Here is a 25,413-nt window from a genome sequence, read left to right on the forward strand (position 1 = left end):
GAAAATGATTGCACCGCGGTTACCGCAACTTGGACAAAATGAATGGCGATTGCCGCAGAACCTGCCCGTCCGAACTGGCTGATCCTGGACCGGTTCTGCATAGCTTTTGACTCTCGAAGTATAACAAAGCAACCCGCTCGCTCGACTTAATGCGCCGCGCTTCCATTCGGCCCCGCTCAAGTCGCCGTTCGCCGCACATTCAGATACATTCCCCGAAGGCTTGCGATAGCATGACAACAGAATGGCCCAGTTTGCCGATATCTTCTCAAATCGCAACGTTCTCGCCGATGGCGCCATGGGTACGGTTCTCTATGCGCGTGGGGTCTTCATCAACCGTTGCTATGACGAGCTGAACCTTTCCGACTCCAACCTCATTCTTTCGATTCATGAGGAGTATCTCCAGGCCGGCGCCGAGATTCTGGAAACCAACACCTTTGGCGCCAACCGCTTTCGCCTCACGCGGCACGGCCTCGCCTCCAGGGTTGCCGAAATCAATGCGGCCGGCGTCAAGCTGGCACGCCAGGCCGTTGAACACCTCCAGGAAAAGCAGGCAGGTACGGCATACGTTGCCGGATCGATAGGGCCGCTCGGCGTCCGGCTGGAGCCGCTGGGAAAAACCGGACTCGATGAGGCACGCGCAGCATTCGCTGAGCAGATACGTGCCCTCGCGGATACCGGCGTCGACATGCTCATCATCGAGACAATGCCCGCGCTCAACGAGGCACGAGAGGCGTTGCTGGCCGCCGAAGAAACCGCGCCCGATTTGCCAGTTCTGGTAATGGTTACAGTTGACGACGAAAGCAACTGCCTCGACGGTTCGTCGCCGCAGCAGGCCGCCGCGCTCCTGACGGAGTGGGGCGCAGGGGCCATCGGCGTCAATTGCTCCACCGGGCCCTCCACCGTTCTCACGGCGATCGAAGCAATGCGGAGTTCAACCACGCTGCCGCTCGCCGCCATGCCCAACGCCGGAATGCCGCGCGCCATCGAAGGCCGCAACATCTATCTCTGCTCGCCGGAATACATGGCCAGCTTCGCCCGCAAGGCCATCGCGGCCGGCGCTCAAATTGTCGGCGGCTGCTGCGGCACCACACCCAACCATATCCGAGCGATGCGATCGGCCATGCGCGCCATCGACGCGCAAGCCCGCGTAGCCGACGGTGGCAAGCACGCTGAGATTTCCACTGAAACGCCGCCCGCACCTCTTGGCCAACGTTCCCGCATCGGTTCGCTCATTGAACAGAAGGGATTTGTCACGCTCGTCGAAATCGTGCCGCCCAAGGGCATCGATTGCAGCAAGGAGATTGAAGGCGCACGGCTGCTTGCCCAACTCGGCGTCCACGCCATCAATGTCCCCGACTCGCCCCGCGCCTCCGCGCGCATGAGCGCTCAGAGCCTCTGCATCCAGATCCAGCAGCACACCGGCATCGAGACCATTCTTCACTACACCTGCCGCGACCGGAACGTTCTCAGCATCCAGTCCGACCTGCTCGGCGCTTCGTCGATCGGCCTCAAGAACATCCTCTGCCTCACCGGCGATCCACCCAAGCTCGGCAATTACCCCGACGCTACGGCGGTCTTCGACGTCGACGCCATTGGACTCGTCAATATTGTCCGGCGTCTCAATCACGGCCTCGACATCGGCTCCAACTCGATCTCAGCATCCACCAACTTCACCATCGGCGTTGCAGCCAATCCCGGCGTTCCGGATATCGAGCATGAACTGCGTCGCTTCGCCTACAAGGTTGAAGCCGGGGCGGAATACGCCATCACGCAGCCCGTCTTTGATCTGCGCCTGCTCGAAGAATTTCTCGACCGCATCGAGTCGTTCCGCATTCCCGTCATCGCCGGCATCTGGCCGCTCACCAGCCTGCGCAACGCGGAGTTCATGAAGAACGACCTGCGCGTCTCCATGCCTGAAGAGATCATGCTGCGCATGGCGCAGGTTACGACACCGGACGCCGCTCGCAAGGAAGGCATTCTCATCGCGCAGGAGATGCTCGAAGCCGTGCGCCCCTTGGTGCAGGGTGTACAGGTCAGCGCGCCATTCGGGCGCTACATCGCCGCAGCCGAAGTGATCGCCAGCGTATTGCCGCAGGACGCATCAGTCACGGAGTAATGCCATGCCATCGTTCGAAGATTCGCTCAAGAAGCTTGAAACCATCGTCGATCAGCTGGAAAAGGGCGACTTGACCCTTGAAGACTCTCTCAAACTCTTCGAAGAGGGCGTGGGTCTCTCCGCGGCCTGCAAGAAGGAACTCGACACCGCCGAGGGCAAGGTGCAAATCCTCATCAAGCAGCGCGATGGTTCGCTGAAGACAGAACCCTTCCCGACCGACAAGGCCAGCAAGTAGGTCACTTGTTTCGCATCTGAGATCGGTTGAGTCGCGATCGAAGCCAGTCAACCATTTCCGGCGTCAGTCGTTCCTTCGATTGCAATGCGAATCGCGGAATCTCTGTCCGCAGATTTGCCGCTTCAATTTCCGGAAATCCGAAACTCACCAGCGCGTCCGCCCTCCGCAAAAAGCGAACAAAGCTTGGTTTCCATTCCACTATGGGATCCGCGACGAGAGCGAGACACACGTCCGGCTCAATTGCATCAACGATCCGATTCGATTCGTAGATCACGTTGCGGTCCGCTCCAACAGCACGCCGAATCTCCTCGACCGGAACCTCCGCTCCGCTCCGCATTACAAGCAGGGCGCGGCGAGCGCCGGCGGCAAGGTAGCGGGACGTATCTGTCTCGCTGCCTGCAGTAGTCTCTTCGCGGATTACCGCGCCAGCGGAAACTTCATCGACGCTATCCCCGATGTGGTCAAGGGCGGTGATTTTTACGGCGGTCCAATCGAAGTCGCGGAGCGCCGAGATAATTGCGCAGACGAGTGCGGTCTTTCCGATATCTTTAGTGCTGCCGCCCACGACGAGGATGGCCATGGTTATTCCATTCGAAGATTCTGGAATTGAGGTGCGTCAGGCGATAAAGCGCAGGCTGTTTCCATCGGCGTCTTTGACATACATCTCGCGGCTTCCCCATATCTGATCGACCGGAGGAACAACGATGGGTACGTGCCTGGTGATGAACTCCCCGTGGAGCTTATCGACGTCGTCGACGATGAAATTGGCAACGCCTCCGGCAACACCGTCGCCGCTGAAGGACGAAAGATGAACCCAAACACCGTCGCGCGAGATGCCCAAATAACACGGGTCCGTTGTCACGCCCTCGGGCCGATGCTCAAACTCGAGTTGGAATCCCAGGCCCTGACAATAGAAGTCAACCGCCTCGGCCGCGCTCGATATATGTAACAGGGGAATTGCGCGTCGGATCATCGCATCCCTCCTTCGCTGAATTTCTACCCTGGCCCATCGCCGCCTTCGGGTGTTTTGTCTTTCCCGACCGGTCTTGCTTCGTTCGCAAGTTTTGAAAGCACCGCCTGCTCGCGCAACACCTGCTTCAAAGGCCGCGCGGGGGTTCCGAACATGACCGTTCCCGGCCGCCGTCCATCATTTGTAATGGTTTTACCACTGAAGACGCCGGACTGCCCGCCCAAAATCACCCCCGGACCAACGTGCGCATGGTCGCCCATGCCCACCTGCCCGGCCAGCACCGCGCCTTTGCCTACCGTGCACGAGCCCGAGATGCCGGTAAGCGCCACCAAGATCACATTCTCGCCGATGTCGCAGTTGTGGCCGACGTGAACGAGGTTGTCGATCTTGACGCCGCGGCGTATGCGCGTGGCCTCGAGCGCTCCCCGGTCGATGGTGGAGTTCGCGCCAATTTCGACGTCGTCTTCGATGGTGAGTGTTCCCTGCTGAGGAAACTGCGTGTGCTCTCCCGTCACTGAATCCCGCACATATCCAAAGCCATCAGCACCGAGCACCGCGCCCGCATGCACCACCACGCGAGTGCCGATGGTTGTGCCGGGATAGATGACTACGCGCGGATGAATGTGGCAGTGTTCCCCGATCTTTACTCCGTCGCCGAGGACCACGCCCGCGTCGATAAGTGTGCCGTCGCCGATCGTCACGTGGGAGCCGATGACGGCGCAGGGACCGACCACCACACCCGGATCGACCTTCGCATCCGGCGCGACGACAGCGGAGTGAGCAATGCCCGCAATATGGATGTGCTTCTTTGCCAGCCTCGCTGCCTTCGCGAACCAGAGTTTCGGCTGGTCGGATTCAATGATGCACTTGCCGCGCGGATACTCCTTGACCGCGCCGGGCTTCAACACGACAACGCCCGCGTTGCTCGCAAACGCCGCAGTGACCGCCGCATCGGAGTCGGCAAATGCTAGGTCGAAGGCAGTGGCCTTTTCGGGTGCGTTCACGCCCTCAACCATCCACTCCGGATCGCCTTGCACCAGGTTTCCACCCAGTTCTTCAATCAGCTCTTGCAGTGTCATGGGATTGCTCCATTGAAAGGTTAGCGCCGCCGGCCGCCCGCGCCATCCCCTTTTGGTTATGTAACCACGCCGAAGGGCACTACTCCTCCTCCCAAATTCTTCCGGATCACAACACAGCCGGGTGCCCCATCCTTGCGACGCTCTTGTCGCAAGGGTGGGAGAAATCACAAAAGTCAACTTCGTCATCCTGAGCGACCCTGAACGCAGTGAAGGGGAGTCGAAGGACCTGCTTTGTCTTTCTCCAGCCACTCAAAGCGTTGCCCCATCCCTGGAAACCTTCTGGTGCTAGCTGCATTTGCTGCCTACGTAAACACAATCCATGGTCGGCGACTCTACACTGACTTCATGCGCCTGGCCCTCATCCTCCTCGCATTCCTCGCAACCACATCATCCCACGCCCAGTGGACGCTCCAGACCTCGAACACCACCGCCGATCTGCGCGGAATCGACAGTGTCGGCAACGGCGTCGCATGGGCCTCCGGCACCAACGGCACTGTCCTGCGCACCGAAGACAGCGGATACGTCTGGCAATCGTGCTCCATTCCACCCGGCGCCGAGAAGCTAGACTTCCGCGGCATCCAGGCCTTCGACGCCAACACCGCCATCGTCATGTCCAGCGGCCCCGGCGACCAATCCCGCCTCTACAAAACCACCGACGGCTGCCACTCCTGGAAACTTGTAGCTACTAATCCGGATAAGGACGGTTTCTGGGATGCAATTCAGGCGGGCGATCCCGATGAACCTTCCAAAGCCCCAGTTCCTGATGAAGCTCTCATTCTCGGAGATTCAGTGCAAGGGCAGCTTCGGTTGTGGGAATGGAAAGAGGGGTGGGAAGGGCGCGAACTTGAATTGAGCTACTCAATGAAAGGCAAAAGTGATGTCGGCGAGGGATCCTTCGCAGCGAGCAATTCGGTTTTGCAGATTGCGCACACAAGACAGGTCGACCCAACATGGAAATTCGCTTTTCGATTTGTCTCCGGCGTACCCGCACACGCCTATATGTCGTCAGTGAGGTTCGAAGAGACCCCAACGTGTGAGCCCTGCAGACAAGAAGCTTCCAGAGCCGAAATCCCCATTTCTCAGGGAACTGATAGTGCAGGCGTCTTCTCGTTCGATTTCCGGACTGACCTGATTGGGGCAGCCGTCGGTGGCGATTACAAAAAACCAGATGCCAGGACACGAGCGGCCGCTATCACCGCCGACGGCGGCAAGACCTGGCAGCCAGCCCAAACCCCGCCCCACGGCTACCGCTCCGCCGTAGCCTACAACCCCACCACCAAATCCTGGATCACCGTAGGCCCCAACGGCACCGACATCTCTACCGACGACGGAAAACACTGGCGCGCTCTCCATCCCGATCCGGCGCTCCACGAGGCCCCCGACGCCGACCGCAACTGGAACGCCCTTTCCCTCCCCTATGTTGTCGGCCCCCACGGCCGCATCGGCAAGCTGGATGAGCGACGTTGAAGCCGCGGGTCTGTTATTCCACCCGTAGCGCTTTCACTGGATTGATGGAGGCAGCTCGTCGCGCCGGAATCATTCCGGCAACAGCAGCCGCTGCAATCAAAATACAGATGGCTCCCACCATCACGCCGGTATCGACACGGGTGATTTCATAGAGCTGCGACTTGATGTAGCGGACGCACAGGATGGCGATCGGTGCGCCAATGGCCAACCCGATCACTGCCTGCATCATGGCTCCCCGCATCACCATGCCGATCACGCGGATCCGTTCCGCACCCAGCGCCATGCGGATTCCGATCTCCGGCGTGCGGCGAACAACGGTATAGGACGTGACACCGTAGAGGCCGATGGTGGCGAGCAGCAGGGCAAGAGCACCAAAGAGCGATGTGAGCCGCGCGATCATGCGGTCGTCGTTGAAGCGGTCGGCGATCTGCTGGTCGAAGGTCTGGAACTTCACGATGGTGAGGTTCGAATTGATCCCGGAAAGCGTGCGCTGGGCGAGCTTCTCCATGTTGTTGATGGGGCGGTCGGTCTGGATGATGATGGCGCCGGCGTAGAGGGAGATGTCCTCGGTGATCGGCTCTTTCGCATTCGCGGGGCGCTGCGTGATGGGAACGAAAAACATCGCGTGGTCTTTCCACTGCACCGCGGTGTAGGTTGTGTCTTCAACCACACCCACGATCTCGTACTTTCCCTGCCCCTCAGGACCCGGCGAACCCAGGCGATGGCCTATGGGATTCTCGCCGGGCTTAAAGAAGGTCTTTACGAATTGCTGGTTGACGACCGCGACAGGCGGGGCCGCGAGCAGATCCTGAGGCTTAAATCCACGCCCCATTAAAACGTGGGTGCCCACAGAATCGAAGTACTCGGCATTGCCTTTGACAAACGACGCACCCTTGTTGGGATCGGGCTCGCCCTGAATCTGGACACTCGTACCCCAGTTGTTGTCTTCCATCGGCGTGTAGGTGGAAATGCCAACTTTGACAACGCCGGGTAACGCGTGAAACTGGTCCTCAATGCTGCGATAAAGCGCTTCAACCTGGGTGGTGGCATAGCCCGCCGCCTGGGGATTCATGTGAATGATGTAGCGGTTCTTCGCGTCGAGATGCATGTCGTAGCTTTCAAGCTTGTTGAGGCTCTGCGCAAAGAGGCCCGCGCCGACAAGGAGTACAAGCGATAACGACGCCTGGAGAATGACGAGCGCGCGCTGCAGCAGGGATGCGCCGCCGGTGGTGGTGCGTGTGCCCGAGCGAAGTGCATCTGCCGGCTGCGCCTGGGCCGCAATCCACGCCGGTGCCACGCCGAACAGAATGCCGGTAACGAGCGAAAGTCCAAACGCAAAGAGGATGACGAGAGCGGAGGGAGCTGCATCGATGGGAACATTCTGCGCGCCTGGAAAAGCCATCGCCAGCAGCATGCGCGCCCCGAGAAATGCCACAGCCAGACCCACGATGCCACCGACGCCGGCGAGAAGCACACTTTCCGTGAGCAACTGGCGGATAATGCGGCTGCGCTGCGCTCCTAAGGCAGTGCGCACGCACATTTCCGCGCGGCGGCCCATGCTGCGCACAAGCTGCAGGTTGGCGATGTTGGCGCAGGCCACCAAAAGAACAAGCGCAGCGATCCAGGTGAGCAGGTGTAGCTGCGACTTGGCGTTGTCCTGCAACTGCTGGATGCCGGCGCCTCCAGGAATCAGGACGACATGCGTGCGGTCGAGGAATTTCTTGCCGCGTTCCGTCTTGAACATCTTGAAAGTGGAAAATTGCTGGCGAAGCATCGCGCTGATCTTGGCTTGCAAGCCCGGCAGCGCAACGCCCGGCTTGACGCGCCCGATCACGTAAACCCAATCCACCTCGGGATCGTGGAGGTAGGGGGCGTTGGAGATGACGCCCATGCTTTCGATGGGCAGATAGAAATTCGGCGGTGTACTGGTAAGGCGATCGCCAAAGTAGCCCTTGGGGGCCACGCCGATGATGGTGACGGGCTGGGTGTTGATGCGGAATGTAGAGCCGATAATATTCGGATCGCTTGCATAGTCGTGCGCCCAGGTGTCGTTGCTCATCACGGCGGTAAATGCTGCGCCCTTGGCGCCGTCGGCGTCGGTGAAGAAGTGGCCAGCGACGGGTTGAAGGCCAAAGTTGCGGAAGTAGTTGCCGGAGACAAACTCGCCCATGATCGATTTCGCGACGCTCTGCGCGTCTTCGCGACGAGCGGTAAGGGGGCGGTAATCGAAGCCGGCTTCCATCGCAGCCAGTTCCTGAAACTCGGGGAGATTCTTCTTCATCAGGAGATAGGTGTCGGTGGAGAAGAGCGAGTAGTCGCCGTTCTCCTTGGATCCGGAGTTGACGCAACAATCGTCGGTATCGCCTAGGCGAATAAGCGTCTTGGGATCGCCGACGGGGAGGTTGCGCAGGAGGACGGCGTTGACCAGGGTGAAGATGGCGGCGTTGGCGCCGATGCCGAGAGCGAGGGTGAGGACGACGGTGATGGTGAAGCCGGGCGTCTTCCGCAACTGGCGAAACGCGTAGACCAGATCCTGGAGCAAAACCGCCATCGACGACCTCCGGACACAAAACGATGTCCGATGAAAGCTGCACGTTAGAGGCCACGATGCACCCCATTGAATCCGGAGTTTATCAGGGGATGTGGTGGGCGGAGCGTTCAAAATCGGGACGAACTGTTCGAATTTGAACGGTGCAATTGAGCCTGGGCCTGTGCTTTCCCACCCATCTCGCGGTGAATTTGTGCCATCGGGCGCAGGCTTTGTTTCGTGTCGAATCCAGCTACTCTTTGTTCTTCTGCGGTTCGGCGTAGTAGCCAGTTTTGTGGCGGATGTTAAACGACTCGGTCGCGGCGCGCGGAATGGTGACGTCAATGCGATGGAATGCCCTGCCCGGCTCCTGATTGCGCGGGTAGTAGCCAATCATGTACTGCGTGCGCAGGTCGTCGCTCACTTTGGCGAACGCCTTGTCGAGTCCGCCCTGGTCGACGTAGAAGTGCTTGCCGCCGGTCTGCTCGGCCAGCGTGATAAGGGCGTGCTCGCCACCGAGGTCGCGGCCCGCGCTGGCCTCAATGGGCACATCGATGATGGAGTAGATCATGACCTCGTTACGCAGCGCCTGCTCGAGCGCTTCGTCGTAGGTTGATCCCTTTACCGTATCTCCGCCATCTGTGACGAGCACCAGAACTTTACGGCCACCTTTTTTGCCGAGGGCCTGCGAACCCGCATAGATAGCGTCGTAGAGAGCGGTGCCGCCGGCGCCACGCATGCGATCGAGACCGCGGTCGATCAGAGCGACTTTATTCGTAAAGTCGGTAAGCTGATACACGTATGTATTGAATTCAATGACGCTCATCTGGTCCTGTTGCCGGATGAGCGCGCGGACAAATTTCTTCGCGGCCTGCTGCTCGATATAGCGGTCCTTGTACGTGCTGGAACTGGTGTCGATGGCCAGCGTGAGGTTGAGCGGCATTTCGGACTGGCGCTCGAATACTTGGATGGTCTGCGGACGACCGTCCTCGGTGATCTTGAAGTCCTCCTTGGTGAGGCCGCCGACGATGGCGCCGGTCTTATCGGTCACGTTGACAAAGAGGCTGACCAGTTTGACATCGAGACGGAGAGGCTTGTCTTCCTGCGCAGCGAGGCGAAGAGCAAGGCCGAGTGAGAGGGCGATGGCGAGGAGGCTCGGGACAACGATTTTGAGGTCAGGCCGCAGGGCCATCAGCGCCCTCCACGGCGTATCCGGGGGGAAAGGGCTCGCCATCGGCCCACACTGCGCCGTCAACGAAGGTTTCCTTTTTCCAGATGGGCACGGTTTTCTTGAGCGTGTCGATGAGCCATCGGCTGGCCTCGAAGGCCTGTCGGCGATGTGAGGAAGCGACAATGATGAGCACGCTGGTTTCTCCAACCTGCAGGCGGCCCAGGCGGTGGATGATGGCAACATTGCGCACGCCGAGGCGGGTGATCGCTTCGCGCGCCAACTCGTTCATCTGCTTCACCGCCATCTCTTCGTATGCCTCGTAATCGAGGTAGAGGGTCTTGCGCCCACAGGAGTTGTTGCGGACGATGCCATCGAAGACGATGACGGCGCCGTCTTCGCCTTGCTTGGCGGCAGCTACGAGCTCTTCAGCCTCGATGGGTTCGCGGACAAGCCTGATGAGAACGCAATCTTCGGTTTTCGCGGGTTCGTTTGATGGTGTGCCGCCGGAGACGGGCGGAAGCAGGCCGACTTCATCATTCTCGCGCAGCACCTGCCCGCGTTCGGCGTATTCGGCGTTGACGCTGACGGCTATACCGAGGGATTCAACGGCGGGTGCGTGGACGCCGAGGCGGGCGAGGAGGTCGGCGACCGTCGCCCCGCCAGGAAGGTCGAGGGCGAACGGATCGGAACCGAGAGACTCCTTGAGAATGCCGAAAGGGAGAACGCGTACGTGCATGATGGAGTAAGAATACCGCCTTGGGTGTTAGACGCAGGAAGGTGCGGGCGGTGTGGTCCATAACATTGGTCACGATGCTTCTGGAAAGGGTCGCATTTGCATCAAGCGGGGGAAACCAGGCGAAACGGCTGGCCACAAACCAAGTTATGGCGATCACATTCGACCGTGCCCTAGGGTGTTATTCTGGCCCGTCGTTTGATGGGTACGAGGAGGATGATTTGAGACAGTGCATCATGCTGGCGATGGCGGGATTGGCCTTTTTGACGGGGTGCGGCAACCAGGGAGACAATGCAGCCAAGGTCCCGGTTAAGCCCAAGTGGCCGGGGGCTGCGTATCATCTCTCGTTTGAAACTAATGCGGCAAAGCCGAATCCGTCGGGCGTCACGATTCCGGCCATCAAGTACTCCGCGAATCCTGAGGCGTTGGAAACGCGAGCAACGCTCGTGGTGCGATTCGACACCTCCGGAGTGAAAAAAGACGGGCCGGTGTCGAACCAGATGGTCATGGGCCCGGTCGACGTTCCTACCGCGGAGGGCGCCCTTCCGGCGGAGTATATGGATGCGGCAGACAAGGGGCTGTCGTCCTTCCTGAAGGCCTATTGCCTTCACGGAAAGGTAAAGCTCACGGTGGCGCTTGCGCGGTCGTCGCTCTCCAACCAGCCCAGCGATGCCGAACTGAACAACAAGCGCATTTCAGACTGGATGCCGATCGAAGTGGACTTCAAGAACCCGCATCCAAAGTGTTAGGTCCGGACCGCCGAACCCAGGACTTGCGAACAGCCAGGATTCGCGGCTAGACTTCTTCGCTCGGTGCGACCGATGGCAGCGGTTTCAGCGCAATTTCCCGGCCGCACGGTGCGAAAGGCTCTTCAAAATGAAGTTACCTATTCGCTTGTAGACGGAAATGCCTGACAACGCCTGTGAGCTGGGGGCCACTGACCGCTCGTCCTCAACATCCAATGAAGACCCGGCGGTATCGCGAAGGGAGAACCCGGATGATCAGATTTCTCGTCGGATTTCTAACGGCAGTCGTTTTGGTCTTTTTGGCGCTGTACTGCTATGTACGCTTTGGGTTCATCGACCCACGCGCCGACCTTGAGCCAGGTTCGCTTGAATCGAATCTTGCTATGCCGGCTCTGGATGCTTCAGTGGATCGGCGCGCACCCGATGTGAAGAATCCCATTCAACCCACCGAGGAAAACCTGCTGGCCGGCATGAAAATCTACCAGTCGGATTGCGCGGGCTGCCATGGGGATGTCTCTCACCGGCACTCTCCCTTCGGCGATTCGTTCTATCCACGAGCGCCCCAATTCGTCGAGGACGCGCCAGACATGCCGGAGAATCAGAACTTTTACATCATCCTGCACGGGGTGCGTTTGAGTGGAATGCCAGCGTGGAAGACGAGTCTCAAGGAATCGGAAGCGTGGCAGGTGACTACCTTTTTGAGCAGCATGGATAAATTGCCGCCACAAGTCCTGGCTGCCTGGAAGACTGCTGCGATTGAACCCGGAACGGCGGTTTCCGCAGATGCGGGGACGAAAGCCCCAACAAAAGACAAGTGAATGGATATGTCCGGGCATTGAGTGGTGTCCTCCTGGCGCCAGGTCGCATCTGCCTCCAGCTATACGGACAAGACGAGGCTCGGAGCTTGCGAATAGCTATGGATCGCGGCTAGACTCCTTCGCATGATGCGACCGATTCCCCACATTGCCAGATTTATTGCCGCAGCTTTGCTGTTGTTAGCTGCCGTTACAACCTACGCACAAGACTGGGCCAAGGCCCGACTCGATGCTTCGCCACGACACCATGAGTATGTGACCCTCAAGCACGACAACCGCAGCTTGCAGGCCTTTGTCGTCTACCCCGAGGTAAAGAACAAGGCAACTGTCATTGTTATGATTCACGAGATCTTCGGCCTGAGCGACTGGGCCAAGGAAATGGCCGATGAGCTTGCCGCCCAGGGCTTCATCGTGGTCGCGCCGGATTTGATCTCCGGGCTGGGACCGAATGGCGGCGATTCGAACTCGATGCCCGATCGGGACGCAGCCGTCAAGGCCGTTTCCGGACTCGATCCAAACCAGGTGTTGGCCGATCTTGACGCGGCGGCGGATTACGCGAAGAAGATTCCTGCGGCGAACGGCAAGATTGTCTCGGTGGGATTCTGCTGGGGCGGGGGCAAGTCATTCGCATTTGCAGCGCACCGCAAGGATCTTTCCGCGGCATTCGTCTTTTATGGGCCGGGGCCAGCGGATGTCAAATCGATCACCGCTCCGGTGTATGGATTCTATGCGGGGAACGATGCGCGCATTGGCGCTACGATTCCAGCAACGACCGAGGCAATGAAGGCGGCCGGCAAAACGTATGAACCGGTAACCTACGATGGCGCGGGGCATGGATTCATGCGGGCGGGTGAGGACCCGACGGATACGAATCCGGCAAACAAGACGGCGCGGGAAAAGGGGTTTGCGCGGTTGGTGAAGCTGCTGAAAGAAGTGAAGTGAAGTGAGTTGGGTTCGTAGTCTCCTGCCCAGATTCTAGTGCCGGGTGGACAAAGGGCACCTGCGGGTTTCTCGCTACCCCTTTCGCTGCGCTCAGTGTCGCTCGGAATGGCACGACTAATGGAATTGCTCGCAATGATACAGCGTTGGATTCGACGGATCGGCATAGGGGGGAGAGTCACCTCTGCTCCCCTGCCACACCGCCGGACGTGCGGGTCCGCATCCGGCGGTTCGGTCAGATTGAGCTAGTTCCCTCCAACAACCGCGTAAGTCCAAACGAGTCGAAGTGAGCGTTTGGAAACGCACATTGCATTGCCGGACTGTGGGCCAGACGCCACGGACCGTGATCGCTCCCAGCCGTTTGTGCGGCCAAGTCTCACTCCCCGTGAGCATAGCCTTTGGAGTTCTCGAAGTGATAAGTGGATATAGTCAATCTGCTTTATCGGAGAAGCCTTCTTTGAGATGAAAACCCAATTAATGAGCACCACAAAAACGCAGCCGATCAGTCCAGTGAAGAACATGCCTTCATGCAGGTACATGCCCCAGATCATCAGCCTGAAAATCACTGTTGCGACCGATCCGTTCGTCTGTCTCAATCCGACAGAGACGACGCGCCGATGGTAGTAATGTCAGGCGGAGTGTATCCAGCGCCAAAACGTCGCGCAACCTATACGAAGGTATAGCCTTCGTCAAATCTAGGAGCACTGACCGACACTTGGCGGCCCTCCTGGGGCACAGTTGCCTTAGGCCGGATCTTGGGACTGCACTGCGTTTGGAATTAGGGTCAAATCTGGAGGCTCAGATGAAGCACAAAACCATCAGCCTTCCGCCTGCATTTCGGCAATATCAGAGTACTGGGCTGATTTCTCCGATGACGGCCTTCGCTCTTCCTCGAAGTCCTGGGGACAGCTAATCATGAAAGCGCCGCGCATGATGAGCGGCGTAAGCAACGTGGTCAGCAGGACCACGGTGACCATCACAGCAACCTCCGGCTCCTTGAAGATGCCAGTGCTGGCTCCCATCGCGGTGACGATCAATCCCACTTCACCGCGCGAAATCATACCGCAGCCGACACGAAAGCTGGGCACCTTGCCCATACCCATTCCCAAGGCCGCAGTTCCGCAGCCTAGGAGTTTGCTGACCACCGCTACGGCAAAAATGACAGCGAGCAGCGACCAGTGGCCACCCAGTGCACGAAAGTTGCTCGAAAGTCCGATGGACACGAAAAAGAGCGGAATCAGAAGTCCGTGGCCGATGGCGTAGAAAGTGCGCTCGATCAGCGTCTTGAGCTTTGCTCCAGCGAAGACATATCCCAGTAGATAGGCTCCAGTTATCCCAGCCACGCTGCCCAGCCACTCCGCGCTCACGGCGAAGAGAAGCACCAACGCCAGCACGCAGCTGGTCACAGCCTCGTTGGCATCGAGCTTGCGAAAGAGGCGCATCAGCGGATCGACCCAGCGTTGCGCCGCGCCATAGGCAACAACGAAAAACACGGTAACAGAGATGGCGATGAGTGACATTTGGACGATCAGCGGATGCCGGCCTGCCACCGCTACATGATGCTGCAGCCACGAAGAAAGCATAGGCGCCACACCAAACGCAGTTGCACCAGTACTGCTGCAGGAAGCCGCGAGAAATGCCAGGACGAACAGACCCATCACGTCGTCGATGACTGCAGCGCCGAGAATTACAGAAGCTTCAGGCGACGTCATCTTTCCCGCGTCCATCAATGTGCGCGCGGAAATCGAAACGCTTGTCGCCGTGAGAGCTCCACCAAGAAACAATGCACTGTTCCACGGGAGCCCGAGAAGATGAGCAGCTCCCGCACCAAGACAAAACGGCCAGATGACGCCGGAGAATGCCACCAGAAATGCCGTAGCGCTTGCTTCGCGCATCCGGTCAATGTCAGTCTCAAGACCGGCAATGAACATGAGGACAAAGCCACCGATCTGGGCAAGAAGCAGAAAGGCGTCCCCTGCCGGGGTGCCACTGAAGAGACGCATGTGGAGGATGTTGAAGCAGCCCGGGCCGGCCGCCACGCCCACCATCAGTTCGCCAAGAATGGCTGGGATGCCGAAGCGCGTGCTTATAGACGCAACGATCTTCCCTGCTGGTAGGAGTATGGCGATCAGCAGCGCCAATTGCAGAGTTGCGGGCATCCTCTCCCTACTTGGAACCAACTAGTACGGGTGCACTGCTTTGCTGCTTGGATTTGCGGAAATAATGGAGGATACGGGGCAGGAGCCCGCGATAACCTCCACGCTCAATTCCCTCTCTAAGCATAGTGCGGATCGTCGCTGCCTGCTTGCGAGCCAGTTCCGACTGAACTGCGTTCGATGCGAGTTGAGCGGCACAATGTGTGTGTTCCGCTGCCTGATCGCAGACACGGAGACGCATCAGCAATTCGCCAAATTTGAGCCTGGCGATAAAGCAGTCGGGATTCGCCTTTGCTGCTTCGCGCATCACTTCCATCGCTTCTTGCGCTAGCAGGTCCACGCAGAGCGCCATTCCCAAAAGCACTTTGATCTCGGGTACGTGCGGCGCCAACGCCGCGGCATCCCGCAATTGGGCGATCAGATCGCCACGCTCGTGCGGCTCAAGTACACGGGGATCGCGGAACATCCGCTCCAGCATGCGAGAAGTCTCAGCACCAAGCGTGGCTGGGAGCGCCAAAGGGGCTTGGGGTTGTGGAACAAGGAACATCTCTTCTTCTTCGGCAAAATCGCGATGTGCAACCTTTTTCATCGGGTGAACTCCAGAGTCAATCTAAAAAGTGGGCAGCAAGGCTTGGCAGAACTTTGCCTTGCTGCGCCAGGAGAATTCCGTTTCGGCAGAATTGAGAACCGCGTACGCCATTGCCGCCGGAACTCATCTCCGGCGGCCAATGGGCAAGGGGGTTCGGCATCTAGGCGACGGCTACCCGCTCTGCGGCAAGCAGAAAATCGGGCTCCGGACGGAAGACGAACTCTGGATAGCCGAGCTGGCCCATCTCAGGAAGATCGAGACCGGCAACCTCGGTCGCCGCGGAGACGCGCTGACCAAGAAAGATGTCCAGAACCCAATTGAGCACGAAGCTGAAGGTGAATACAAAGCCGACAAGCGTTGCGATGCCCACTAACTGCGCAACCAACTGGCTTGCGTCGCCGTAGAATAGGCCGGTAACGGAACCTGTGACTCCGTTCCAGGAGCCGCCATAATTGCTGGTGCCGTCGGCGAACAACCCCACGGAAAGTACGCCCCACAGTCCGCAGGTTCCGTGCACCGAGATAGCTCCGACCGGATCATCGACCTTAAGGTGGTTTTCAATGTAGGCGACGCTGAAGCAGACCAGCACTCCCGCCACGAAGCCGATGATGGCCGCGCCAGTGGTGTTGACGAACCCGCTGGGTGCAGTGATGGCAACCAGGCCAGCCAGCAATCCGTTGCCGCTCATCGACGCATCGGGCTTGCCCCTCATGATCCACATGTAGAGCAGTGCGCCGAACGTTCCTGTGCAGCCGGCCAGCATGGTGTTGACTGCAACCGATCCGATGCGTAGGCAACCGGCTCCCGATGCTCCGAGCGTGCTGCCCGGGTTGAAGCCGAACCATCCGAAAGCCAGGATGAAGCAGCCGATAAGAACGGCGGAGATATCATGGCCGATGATGGCATTGGCAGACCCGTCGCGGTTGAACTTGCCGATACGTGGACCGATAATCAGTGCAACCGCGAGAGCAGTGAGACCACCCACAGCATGCACCACACCGGAACCGGCAAAGTCGCAATAGCCTTTTCCGAGTCCGAGATTTGTTCCCATCTGCGCGAGCCAGCCGCCGCCCCATGCCCAGTTAGCGAAGAGCGGGTAGGTGAAGGCACCCATCAGCACCGACGAGACCGCGAAAGTCATGAACTTCCAACGTTCCGCGGCGGCTCCGGTCACGATAGTCAGCGCCGTATCCATGAACACCATCTGGAATAGGAAGATGACCATGACGCCCACATCATAGGTATGTCCCGCCAGGAACATGCCATTCTGTCCAAAGATGCCCCAATGCGTTCCGAATATCGTGATTGGGAATTCAGTGGCGAGCGGTTGCAAGCCACCCAGATTGCCGTTACCGGCCGCACCGCCCATCTGGATAGCAAATCCGATAATCCAGTATGCAAAAAGCCCGCACGCGTACACGAAGAAGTTCATCATGTAGGTGTGGTTGGCGTTTTTCACGCGACACAGGCCCGCCTCGACCATGGCGAATCCGGCCTGCATGAACATGACCAGGAAGCCCGTGATCAGGGTCCAGGTAAAGTTGATGCCGATCTTATTCTGGCCGACCTGGTTGGCAACATCGGCCAGTGTGACGCCAACTTTGGCGTCGGCGGCGGGTACGTCGTTGACGGTGCCGGTGAGGGAGCCGCCTGGATCGCCATTCGCGAGCGTAGCGGTGGCGGGTGCCTTTGCGGCGGCATCCTTCAGCTCCGCAGCCGACGCCGATGGAGGGGCGTCCGCGCGAGCCACGATCCCTGCGCTAACCGTCAGCACGAAGGCAAGTGCGCTAATACAAGATGCTATGCGAGCAATTCTCATCTATTTCAGCTCCATGGTGGGTTGATTATCGCGAGGAAGATTGGGGACGATTCCGTTATGGTTTCCAGATCGCGTTTTTGTTGACTGCCGCGGGCAGAACGAAAAGAACGCCCACCAGCGAGATCGCGAATCCGATCAGCGTAGTGGTCATTCGGCCCGAGACACTAGCCGTCAGATGTAGCCCGAAGAGAACGGTTACCCAGCCTAGTAGGACCACAGCCACGCCAACGAGTTTAAGTAGGGCGGGCTGCGCGCCAAGCGCGATCTTGCCCTCTTCCGGCTTGATCTTCAGAAAGCGAAAGAGAGAGAAGGCAAGGACAAGCGCGCCCAGAACAAAAGCCGCCTTGCCACTGCCCGATGAGAAAAATGCGATTCCGGCGGTAGCTGCGGTCAGCCCCCCCATGAATAGCGTGAACGCCCTGCCTTGTGCCTTTGTTGCCGCCATTAACACCCTCCTTGAATCAACTTCGAAATCTCAAGCGCGCTTCGCGCCTGTCCGACAAAACAGAACCTTCCGCCTGATCAGCTCAACTCAGGAGCAGCCCAACGGAGTCATGCTTTCCAGCGAACCCTCGGTTCGAACGAAGCGAAAGCCGCACAGCCTGGCCCGCATGGCTATCGATGCGACACGCTCTAGCACTTCATTAGAGCGATTCACGTTGCCCGTCATCACCAGTTCCAATCGACGATCTGCATCGGCGCGAAACATGCGCAAATCGGCGTTCATTACGGCCGGAAACGACTCGAAAACGACCTCGCGTAATTTGAGTGCATCGCGCAAGGCCTGCAGCGTTTGGTTCTCCCTTGCCACATGCTCAGGCAAGTCCCTATCCCATGGATCGACCGGGCGCATCAACCAGTCGCATTCCACCGAGTCTCCCTTCCACTGGAACCTCAGCAGGAGCATCGACTCCCGCGACAGCGCTCCGTAACGCAGCCATTTGCGCGCCTTTCGCAGAAAGCCTGCGGCTTCAATCAGTTCCTTCATACATGGCGCCGCGCCTCGGCTGCCGCTTTTTGCGAGGGCAATGCTAGAAAAACAATGAATTGAGCCAACGCGGTAAGCTCTGCGACAATGGGTGCTCCCAGTTGCAAGCGAACCAGAACCAGCAGAAGAACCATGGCAAACCATTGCCAACGTGTGCGGCGCAATCTCTCCAGCCGATCAGCCAAGACAAAGAGTCTTAGCGGAGCAAGGCCATGCAAGCCAGGTGACTCGGCTCGCGCGCGAAAGCACGCCACTGCGAAAAATGCCGAAAGCAACATTTCAACAAGCAGTTCCTTAGTGCCCATATACTCCTCCGCGAGGTAGATCACGATGGGTGGAATCTACGTGAAGGTGCGGCGTTGCGCGGAAAATGCGTCCGGTTACGGAAGGCGAGTGCAAACTCTTTTAAAGTAGAGCCCACAGCCGATAAAGATGGAATAAGGACAACCTATACTTTGGTATAGTGGGCGGGTTGATTGGAGCGTGAAACTCAATCAAGCTCAGACCCGCGGTCCAGGCCAGGACGACGGCTTGACGCGCTCGCACATCTTCACCAGTTCCGCCAAAGAGCCGGCCTGCATCTTTTCCATGACCTGTCTTCGATGCAGCTTGACGGTGATTTCGCTCAGATTCAGCTCTCCAGCGATCTGCTTGTTCATCAGGCCCGAAGTCACCATTGCCATTACTTCGCGTTCGCGGGACGTAAGCGAGTTGACGCGCGCGCGGACCGTGGCGATGATTCCTTCTTCCTTGCGTCGAGCACGATCGAACACGAACGCCTGGCCTACAGCATGCAGTAGTTCCTCTTTCTGGAATGGCTTCGTAAGGAATTCGATCGCACCCGCCTTCATCACCTTGCGCACCATCGGGATATCGCCGTGCGCCGTCATAAAGATCACCGGGATTCGAACGCCCGCCTTACGAAGTCGTTCCTGGAACTCGACCCCGCTAATTCCAGGAAGCCTCGCGTCGAGGAGCAGGCACCCTGCCATCGCTTCAGACCAGTACGCGCTGAATCCCTCCGCCGTGGCGTAGCTCTTGGCGTTGATTCCAACTGCTTCCAAAAGATTGCAAAGCCCTTCGCGTATGGATTCGTCATCGTCGACGATGAAGACCGTCTCGTGACACTCCCTCGTGCTACCTAATCCATCTGTCATGACTGAGCTCGCACCGTGAATTGAAAGACCGCGCCACCCTTCGGGGAGTTCTCCGCCCAAAGCTGGCCATTGTGTGTTTCAACAATGCTGCGGCAAATCGCCAGACCCATACCCGTCCCCTGTGCTTTGGTACTAAAGAACGGCTCGAAGATTCTGTCGGCGATATCTGTCGAGATGCCGGGGCCGTTGTCTTCCACTGTAACGAGAATCTCACTGTCGTCGCGCTGATGTGACCGAATTGTAAGGTGGCGTGGACCAGGATTCTCCGTCATTGCATCCATGCTGTTCGTGGCGAGGTTCAGCAACACCTGTTGGATCTGCACCGGATCCATCTCAAGCCTTGGAAGATCACGTGCCAGAAGCAATCGAATCGATATGCCTCGCCGGATCGTCTCGTCGCGCAGCAGACGCGCCAGTTCCTGAATCAACTGATTCATGTCAGCAGGCTCTCTTACCTGCGCCTCTTTGCGATAGAGCGCAAGAACACGCTTTACAACGGCGCTTGCGCGTGTGCTCTCTTGCACGATTTTTTCCGCCGTCGCTGACGCCCTCTCAACGTTCGCGGGCTCACTGCTCAGCCACTCGCGGCAGGCATACGCCTGGGTTACGACGGCGGTCAACGGCTGATTCAGCTCATGAGCGATGGAGGCCGCCATTTCCGCCATGCTCAGGGTGCGCGACAAACGCGTCAAATCGTCCTGAGCCAGCACAAGGCTCTGTTGCGCGCGATGCTGCTCTTCGATGTCGATGTGGATTCCATACCAGCGCGCGATTTGACCGTCCTCGGAACGTTGCGGGATGCTACGAATCAGAAACCAGCGATACTCTCCGTTTGCACCACGAACGCGGGCTTCGGTCTCAAATCTGCCGCCAGCCGCAAGCGCCACTTCCCATCCCTGGCGAAAGAGCACCGCATCCTCAGGGTGGAGAATGCTAAAGAAAGACTCACCTCCCAGCGCGCTGGAAGCTTCACCAAGGTAATTGCGGAGATGCTGGTTGCAGTACTCAACGCAGCCAGCAGCATCGGCTCGCCATATCTGTTGTGGGATCGCCTCGGTGAGCATTCGCAGCTGGCGCTCGTTTTCCTGAATCTCCAAATTGGACCGTTGAAGCTCAGCAGTTCTCTCCTGCACCTTCGCTTCAAGATGATCTCGGGCATTGCGAACTGCGTTTTCAGCTCGTTTGCGCGCCGAACTCACAACGGTGATGGCAATTGCACACACGACAAATGCGGCGAAAAAGCTCTGCGATTCCTTTGCCACGGAGATCGAATAAAAAGGAGGGACGAAGAAATAATCGATCAGAAGCGACGACAATACAACTGCCATGAAGCCGGCAATGAGGCCGCCAAACCACGCGCTTCCCATGATTGCAGCGAAGAAAAGAAACACAAACGGATAGGCGATGAAGTGTTGAAGCGGAAACGTCCATAGCATGGCCACAAGGACGAAAGCACCCGCAATGGCGCTGGGCCTAAGCCCGTACTCCATCGTCAACCGAGAAAGCTTGGTCCGTTCGGTGGTGGCCATGTTGGCATCATAAACGGAACAAAATAGAGCTATCTGGCCTTCAGCGGCCGACCTGCAAACTCCAGTCAGGATCATAAGAGACGACGGATTCTGTTTCGAGTTGAATCATCGGAACGACACAACTCGGTGTCGCTTCTCGAAAATGCCGGGGACTCGGTTGCTGTATTCACGAGAGAGAGAAGAACCATTCTGCCTTTCCCCGGATAGCTGACTTTAAGCCGAGGCTGGGAGGCCGGTGTTAGGGCTATCCGGGGAATGTCATTTGTCTCTTCAGAACAAAAACGCAACCGTGCTTTCATGCGAATGGGCCTCACACCGGATGCGACTTTTGCCGATCGGCGAGGCGTTTTGCAATGACCGCTTTCGTGGCTTCGTGCTTGGATTCGCTTGTTCGCTACTGAGAAGAAGAATTAATCCGATGGGAGCAGGCACAGCCAAGCGGCGGAGAGGATACCGCTCAACAAATCGGAGTGAAGTCTCTTCTCAGAATTGCCAATGAATACGTACGCAGCATTTTGAAGGCGCGTCCCTACGAAAGTCCCTACCGTCTTGTAGTTTTGAGGGTCATCGGGGAGTAGTACGGGTTCGTAAATCTAAGAAACAATTGGCTCCTCAGGTAGGACTCGAACCTACAACCCTTCGGTTAACAGCTAGGCATTTGCACTTTTCAGCATTGCTCTTTATTGTCCTACTTTGCTCATTTTAATTGCCTTATGGTGGTTCGTCTATCGCCACCGGCTTGTTGGACTAACCACAATTGCCCGCTATTTTTAACCAGCCCACCCACAAAAATCCCCACATAGCGGAGTGAGAGACAAACACTCGAACTCCAGGGATTGCCCGCGTTCATCGCCGAATCCGACAGTGCGCTACACGCTGCGAAGGGGGCAAGTAGGCCCGCGCTGACGTACGCGTGCCGCCATAGATATCAATCCTGCCTCTTCTCAAGACACATCCACTGCGCTCCCGTGAAAGTCCGGAGTTTGATATCTTATCGTCACGAGCGCAGTAGCTCCCGCCGCAGCCGACGCGCCTGCAGCCAGCACAGCGATTAGGCGAAACGCGTCAACAAATGCGCGGTCGATTGCAACCCTGCCTTTCGGGTCGTCCGTCTTGATTGCGCCGAGTAGCTTTTGCTGTTCTTGAAGCTGTCGGGCCACAGGCGGTGAAACATTTACAGTTTTCATCTGATTGGGCAGCGCAACGCGGAAGGACGCAAAAAAGATTGGTGCGCTGACGGCAATGGCCAACAGCGCCGCTGTCTGCGATACGGCATTGTTGATTCCTGATGCAGCGCCAGCACGAGTCTGGGTCGCTGAACTCATAACAAGTGTCGTTAGCGGTGCCACGCTGACGGTCATCCCGAATCCCAACATGAGTACCGCTGGGAAGTATGTTATCCAATACGATCCCCCAACTCCTGGAAGAGCGAAAAGAACAAAGCCGGCTGCCGTAACAGAAGGGCCGATGATGAGGGGCTTTCGCGGTCCGTATCGCCCCACAAGACCACCAGCCCAACGGGAGAGCAGGAACATCAGCAGAACCATCGGCAATGTTGCAGCGCCAGCCTGGGTTGGGGAATAGTGCTGAGCCTGAATGAGGTTTAGAGGAAGATAGAACAGCGTGGCAGAAAGGGCACCATATAGAAACAACGTGAGGAGATTGGCCCCTGCGAAGTTCCGGTTTTGAAAAAGCTCCATGGGAACGAGCGGCGCGCGAGTCCGTCTCTCGACCAGAACAAATAGAAGGAGCAAAAGCAGCCCGACCGCTCCACAAAGGCGCGACAGCATCCTCTGGCTCGACCACTCCAGTAGCCCGAAGGTGAGGCAGCTCAATCCAACTGTTGCTAGCAGCCCCCCCGGCAAGTCGAGCCGCCTCCTTTCGGCTCGCGTCTCTCGACTTCGAGTCTTCGTCAGGATGATCCAAGAAGTAACCAGGGCAATCGGAACATTCAGGAAGAAGACGGCTCGCCACGAGCCGTGTTGCACCATCCACCCACCCAGTACAGGGCCAAACGCAGTCATGATCGATGCGAACCCGGACCAGGTTCCGATGGCTCGGCCGCGCTCTGTTCCCTGGAAATAAGCACTCAACATGGCGAGACTGTTCGGGACAAGCAGTGCACCGCCAACTCCTTGAAGGCACCGCCCGATGAGAAGCTGCACAATTCCCGGCGACAAACCACACCAGATCGAGGCAAGGGTAAACACTACGACGCCGCAAAGAAACGTTCTTCTGAGTCCGAATCGATCACCAAGCGACCCACCGATCAGCAATAGCGAAGATATGAAAAGCGCGTACGCCTCGACGACCCATTGAGCCTCCGATCCTGTTGCCGCCAGTGAAGTTTGCAGGTTGGGAAGGGCCACGTTCACGACGGTACCGTCGATGAACTCTATGCTCGATCCTAGGATGGTCGCCGCAAGCACCCAGTGTTTTGATGACTCACCTGGCCCCGAAATGACCGCGGCGGATGTGTCGACTTCCTTGCATGGCATGGGGCCACAATTCATAGATCACGCGCCAGATCCGTAGATCTTCAAAACCTCATGAACAAACTGTACAGCCATCGGCCCCTCAGCCACAGCCCACGCCATTCTCTTCACGCTCTTCGCTCTCGCATCGCCGATTGGCATCGGTCATCACTTCAGCGTAGCCGAACTTCAGCTCGCTCCCTAAGTCATCGCAGAGCTCGGCTCCGTCAGCAGAAAAGCCATGATGTCTGAATGAATCCCGTTAGCTCTCAGGTGAATCTGAGTACTTCCTGGGAGAAGCAGAGTTGTTCTTGGCGATATCGATCATTTGCGCTGTTGTCCTGGTGGCTGTCGTTCTAGCCAAACACATGAGAGACCGTCGCGATTACACCGGAGGGGTTGCATGCACTGTTGGCGTTTCTTGTCATTGATGTTCGCCAGCCTTTGGATCTGTTGGGAGATTCCGTCGTCATCCCAAGCGCACAGAGTGGCTCGCACCCGATAAGGTGCGCGCCAATCCTTCGCTGCTTCCGAAAGAGCGAGATCTGATCGTTCTGCACCTGTCCAGGTGACAAAACGAGCCGCATCATCTTGCATCGCGCGACAACTTGAAACAGCTCGAGGCGATCTTCGTCGCGGTATTCACGGATGCTCAGACACGCGGGCAAAATTGGAACGGAAAAGGACCCTCTCGCTCTGTCGAAGTTCTTTTGTGGCGACTGTCATTGCCGGAATCAAGACGAACTTGCGACGTCCGTTCAAATGCACGACCGATCATGCTTGAGGTCCATTAACCGACCCGCGAGTCGCGAGGATGCAGCTATACTCACCAGCCGCCACTGTGGGCTCGTCGGTTCTGGCGTCCTTTCCATCTCAGCCAGTTCGTCGAGCCAGATGTCTTCAAGGACCTTAGCCCCTTCCGATCCGAGCAGGTCGATGACAGAGCCCACAAACGATCGCAGTTCTCGCTCGGCCATGGTGATGGGCTGCTCGCAGGCCGCAATACATTCCCCTCGTCTTAGCCGCATGTTGTCCATTGCTGTTCTCGATTTTTGAGATTTGCGCGCGCGCCCGTGTCAACGAAACTAGTTGGCACACGTTTCCTAGCTACGGAATGTACCGAGGCCCGTTCGAGCAGCCGAACGCGAGCCCGATAGAGCCGCGCCTTTGCCGCTGCTACTGAGATGTTCAACGTGTCGGCAACCTCTTTTACCGAGTACCCCTGAGCCACTTGAGCTTCGATCGGCGCACGTAATGGAGATTCAAGGCTGCGAATAGCTCGTAGCACGTGATCCTTTCTCTCGCGAAGGTCGCACAGTTGCTCCGGATTCGAAGATGAATCCTTGAACTCCAGGGGAGAATCGCCCTCCCCATCCTCGAAAGAGCAGATCAGCAATGCCTCGGGTCGCGACCGACGCCTGCGCAGGACCATCAGTGCTGAATTGATGGCAATTCGCGTAAGCCATGAGTAAACGCTTGATCTGCCCTCAAAACCATGCCGAGCCAGATATGCGCGCAGAAACGTATCCTGCAGGGCATCTTCAGCGTCCTCCCAATTCTTTGTTATCCGAAGAATAGTCTTGAAGAGCCGGGACGAATACTCCTTTTGGAGTTCATCGAATGCGGTTGTCGAACCCATACTCGAACCAGTCCTTATCTCCCCTTCGCGCGCTGTGATACCTTGCACGATGCTTTGGTTGCGAGATGCTTCCGTTTCGCGATTGATGGTGACGCCGATACGCGACGTTGGCGATCCTGGTAAATGAGTCGTTCCAGCTCCCACTTGCACACCTCTCTGTTCAGCTTCCAATTCATTGATCGCTATGATTACGCCACAGGACAGGACCGCGCGCCATTGGACATAGGTATGGGCGATACGTTGGTATAAGGCTGCAGGGGTTCG

Annotated in this window: 23 protein-coding genes; 6 read left to right on the forward strand and 17 right to left on the reverse strand. The window is 57.9% G+C overall.

Annotated features, from left to right (window positions below; all coding sequences use genetic code 11):
- Positions 1–241 precede the first annotated feature (241 nt).
- Both WCA10_RS08035 and WCA10_RS08040 read left to right on the forward strand, forming a co-directional pair.
- Positions 242–2,116 (forward strand): bifunctional homocysteine S-methyltransferase/methylenetetrahydrofolate reductase, encoded by a 1,875-nt coding sequence (locus WCA10_RS08035; RefSeq protein ID WP_472821992.1) that lies wholly within the window; start codon positions 242–244, stop codon positions 2,114–2,116.
- Positions 2,117–2,120: 4 nt separating this feature from the next.
- Positions 2,121–2,351 carry an exodeoxyribonuclease VII small subunit gene (locus tag WCA10_RS08040; protein ID WP_472821993.1) on the forward strand — a complete coding sequence of 77 codons (231 nt, stop codon included), beginning with the start codon at positions 2,121–2,123 and terminating at the stop codon, positions 2,349–2,351.
- Between the two features lies 1 nt (position 2,352).
- On the opposite strand, the gene WCA10_RS08045 is transcribed toward WCA10_RS08040, so the two are convergent.
- Genes WCA10_RS08045 through lpxD form a run of 3 tightly spaced genes read right to left on the reverse strand, consistent with a single transcriptional unit; the run spans position 2,353 to position 4,400 of the window.
- Positions 2,353–2,931 carry a hypothetical protein gene (locus tag WCA10_RS08045; protein WP_472821994.1) on the reverse strand — a complete coding sequence of 193 codons (579 nt, stop codon included), beginning with the start codon at positions 2,929–2,931 and terminating at the stop codon, positions 2,353–2,355.
- A gap of 36 nt (positions 2,932–2,967) precedes the next feature.
- Positions 2,968–3,345, reverse strand: coding sequence for a bleomycin resistance protein (locus WCA10_RS08050; protein WP_472822083.1), 378 nt, complete (start codon positions 3,343–3,345; stop codon positions 2,968–2,970).
- A gap of 2 nt (positions 3,346–3,347) precedes the next feature.
- Positions 3,348–4,400, reverse strand: coding sequence for a UDP-3-O-(3-hydroxymyristoyl)glucosamine N-acyltransferase (gene lpxD, locus WCA10_RS08055; protein WP_472821995.1), 1,053 nt, complete (start codon positions 4,398–4,400; stop codon positions 3,348–3,350).
- Positions 4,401–4,682: 282 nt separating this feature from the next.
- Between lpxD and WCA10_RS08060 the strand changes: the two genes are divergently transcribed.
- On the forward strand, positions 4,683–5,867 hold the full coding sequence (locus tag WCA10_RS08060) for a hypothetical protein (RefSeq protein ID WP_472821996.1): 1,185 nt from the start codon (positions 4,683–4,685) through the stop codon (positions 5,865–5,867).
- 13 nt (positions 5,868–5,880) lie between these two features.
- Here the strand turns inward: WCA10_RS08060 and WCA10_RS08065 are convergent, their stop codons facing one another.
- The 3 genes from WCA10_RS08065 to WCA10_RS08075 form a co-directional block, all read right to left on the reverse strand.
- Positions 5,881–8,418 carry an ABC transporter permease gene (locus tag WCA10_RS08065; RefSeq protein WP_472821997.1) on the reverse strand — a complete coding sequence of 846 codons (2,538 nt, stop codon included), beginning with the start codon at positions 8,416–8,418 and terminating at the stop codon, positions 5,881–5,883.
- A gap of 229 nt (positions 8,419–8,647) precedes the next feature.
- A complete protein-coding gene (locus tag WCA10_RS08070; RefSeq protein WP_472821998.1) occupies positions 8,648–9,586 on the reverse strand; it encodes a VWA domain-containing protein in 939 nt (312 codons plus the stop codon).
- On the reverse strand, positions 9,570–10,301 hold the full coding sequence (locus WCA10_RS08075) for a molybdenum cofactor biosynthesis protein (RefSeq protein WP_472821999.1): 732 nt from the start codon (positions 10,299–10,301) through the stop codon (positions 9,570–9,572). Before WCA10_RS08075 ends, WCA10_RS08070 begins: the two co-directional genes overlap by 17 nt.
- A 218-nt stretch (positions 10,302–10,519) precedes the next feature.
- Between WCA10_RS08075 and WCA10_RS08080 the strand changes: the two genes are divergently transcribed.
- The 3 genes from WCA10_RS08080 (at position 10,520) to WCA10_RS08090 (ending at position 12,801) form a co-directional block, all read left to right on the forward strand.
- Positions 10,520–11,047: a hypothetical protein gene (locus tag WCA10_RS08080; RefSeq protein ID WP_472822000.1), complete on the forward strand. Its 528-nt coding sequence runs from the start codon at positions 10,520–10,522 to the stop codon at positions 11,045–11,047.
- Between the two features lie 248 nt (positions 11,048–11,295).
- A complete protein-coding gene (locus WCA10_RS08085; RefSeq protein WP_472822001.1) occupies positions 11,296–11,862 on the forward strand; it encodes a c-type cytochrome in 567 nt (188 codons plus the stop codon).
- Between the two features lie 123 nt (positions 11,863–11,985).
- Positions 11,986–12,801, forward strand: coding sequence for a dienelactone hydrolase family protein (locus WCA10_RS08090; RefSeq protein ID WP_472822002.1), 816 nt, complete (start codon positions 11,986–11,988; stop codon positions 12,799–12,801).
- 815 nt (positions 12,802–13,616) lie between these two features.
- Here WCA10_RS08090 and WCA10_RS08095 read toward each other — a convergent pair.
- The 11 genes from WCA10_RS08095 to WCA10_RS08145 form a co-directional block, all read right to left on the reverse strand.
- On the reverse strand, positions 13,617–14,957 hold the full coding sequence (locus WCA10_RS08095; RefSeq protein ID WP_472822003.1) for a cation:proton antiporter: 1,341 nt from the start codon (positions 14,955–14,957) through the stop codon (positions 13,617–13,619).
- A 7-nt stretch (positions 14,958–14,964) separates the two neighbouring features.
- The gene (locus WCA10_RS08100; protein ID WP_472822004.1) at positions 14,965–15,543 is read right to left on the reverse strand and encodes a hypothetical protein; all 579 of its coding nucleotides are present in this window, start codon (positions 15,541–15,543) and stop codon (positions 14,965–14,967) included.
- A 160-nt stretch (positions 15,544–15,703) separates the two neighbouring features.
- Positions 15,704–17,362: an ammonium transporter gene (locus WCA10_RS08105; RefSeq protein WP_472822005.1), complete on the reverse strand. Its 1,659-nt coding sequence runs from the start codon at positions 17,360–17,362 to the stop codon at positions 15,704–15,706.
- Positions 17,363–17,417: 55 nt separating this feature from the next.
- Positions 17,418–17,807 (reverse strand): hypothetical protein, encoded by a 390-nt coding sequence (locus WCA10_RS08110; protein ID WP_472822006.1) that lies wholly within the window; start codon positions 17,805–17,807, stop codon positions 17,418–17,420.
- 87 nt (positions 17,808–17,894) lie between these two features.
- Positions 17,895–18,350: a hypothetical protein gene (locus tag WCA10_RS08115; RefSeq protein WP_472822007.1), complete on the reverse strand. Its 456-nt coding sequence runs from the start codon at positions 18,348–18,350 to the stop codon at positions 17,895–17,897.
- Positions 18,347–18,655, reverse strand: a complete 309-nt coding sequence (locus tag WCA10_RS08120) for a hypothetical protein (protein ID WP_472822008.1) — start codon at positions 18,653–18,655, stop codon at positions 18,347–18,349. The genes WCA10_RS08115 and WCA10_RS08120 overlap by 4 nt, the downstream gene beginning before the upstream one ends.
- 195 nt (positions 18,656–18,850) lie before the next feature.
- Positions 18,851–19,507 carry a response regulator transcription factor gene (locus WCA10_RS08125; RefSeq protein ID WP_472822009.1) on the reverse strand — a complete coding sequence of 219 codons (657 nt, stop codon included), beginning with the start codon at positions 19,505–19,507 and terminating at the stop codon, positions 18,851–18,853.
- The gene (locus WCA10_RS08130; protein WP_472822010.1) at positions 19,504–21,036 is read right to left on the reverse strand and encodes an ATP-binding protein; all 1,533 of its coding nucleotides are present in this window, start codon (positions 21,034–21,036) and stop codon (positions 19,504–19,506) included. Before WCA10_RS08130 ends, WCA10_RS08125 begins: the two co-directional genes overlap by 4 nt.
- A gap of 944 nt (positions 21,037–21,980) precedes the next feature.
- Positions 21,981–23,534 carry an MFS transporter gene (locus WCA10_RS08135; RefSeq protein ID WP_472822011.1) on the reverse strand — a complete coding sequence of 518 codons (1,554 nt, stop codon included), beginning with the start codon at positions 23,532–23,534 and terminating at the stop codon, positions 21,981–21,983.
- 734 nt (positions 23,535–24,268) lie between these two features.
- A complete protein-coding gene (locus tag WCA10_RS08140; protein ID WP_472822012.1) occupies positions 24,269–24,547 on the reverse strand; it encodes a hypothetical protein in 279 nt (92 codons plus the stop codon).
- Positions 24,529–25,149 (reverse strand): RNA polymerase sigma factor, encoded by a 621-nt coding sequence (locus WCA10_RS08145; protein ID WP_472822013.1) that lies wholly within the window; start codon positions 25,147–25,149, stop codon positions 24,529–24,531. Before WCA10_RS08145 ends, WCA10_RS08140 begins: the two co-directional genes overlap by 19 nt.
- Positions 25,150–25,413 lie beyond the last annotated feature (264 nt).

Source organism: Occallatibacter sp., from assembly GCF_049582745.1.
GTDB lineage: Bacteria > Acidobacteriota > Terriglobia > Terriglobales > Acidobacteriaceae > Telmatobacter.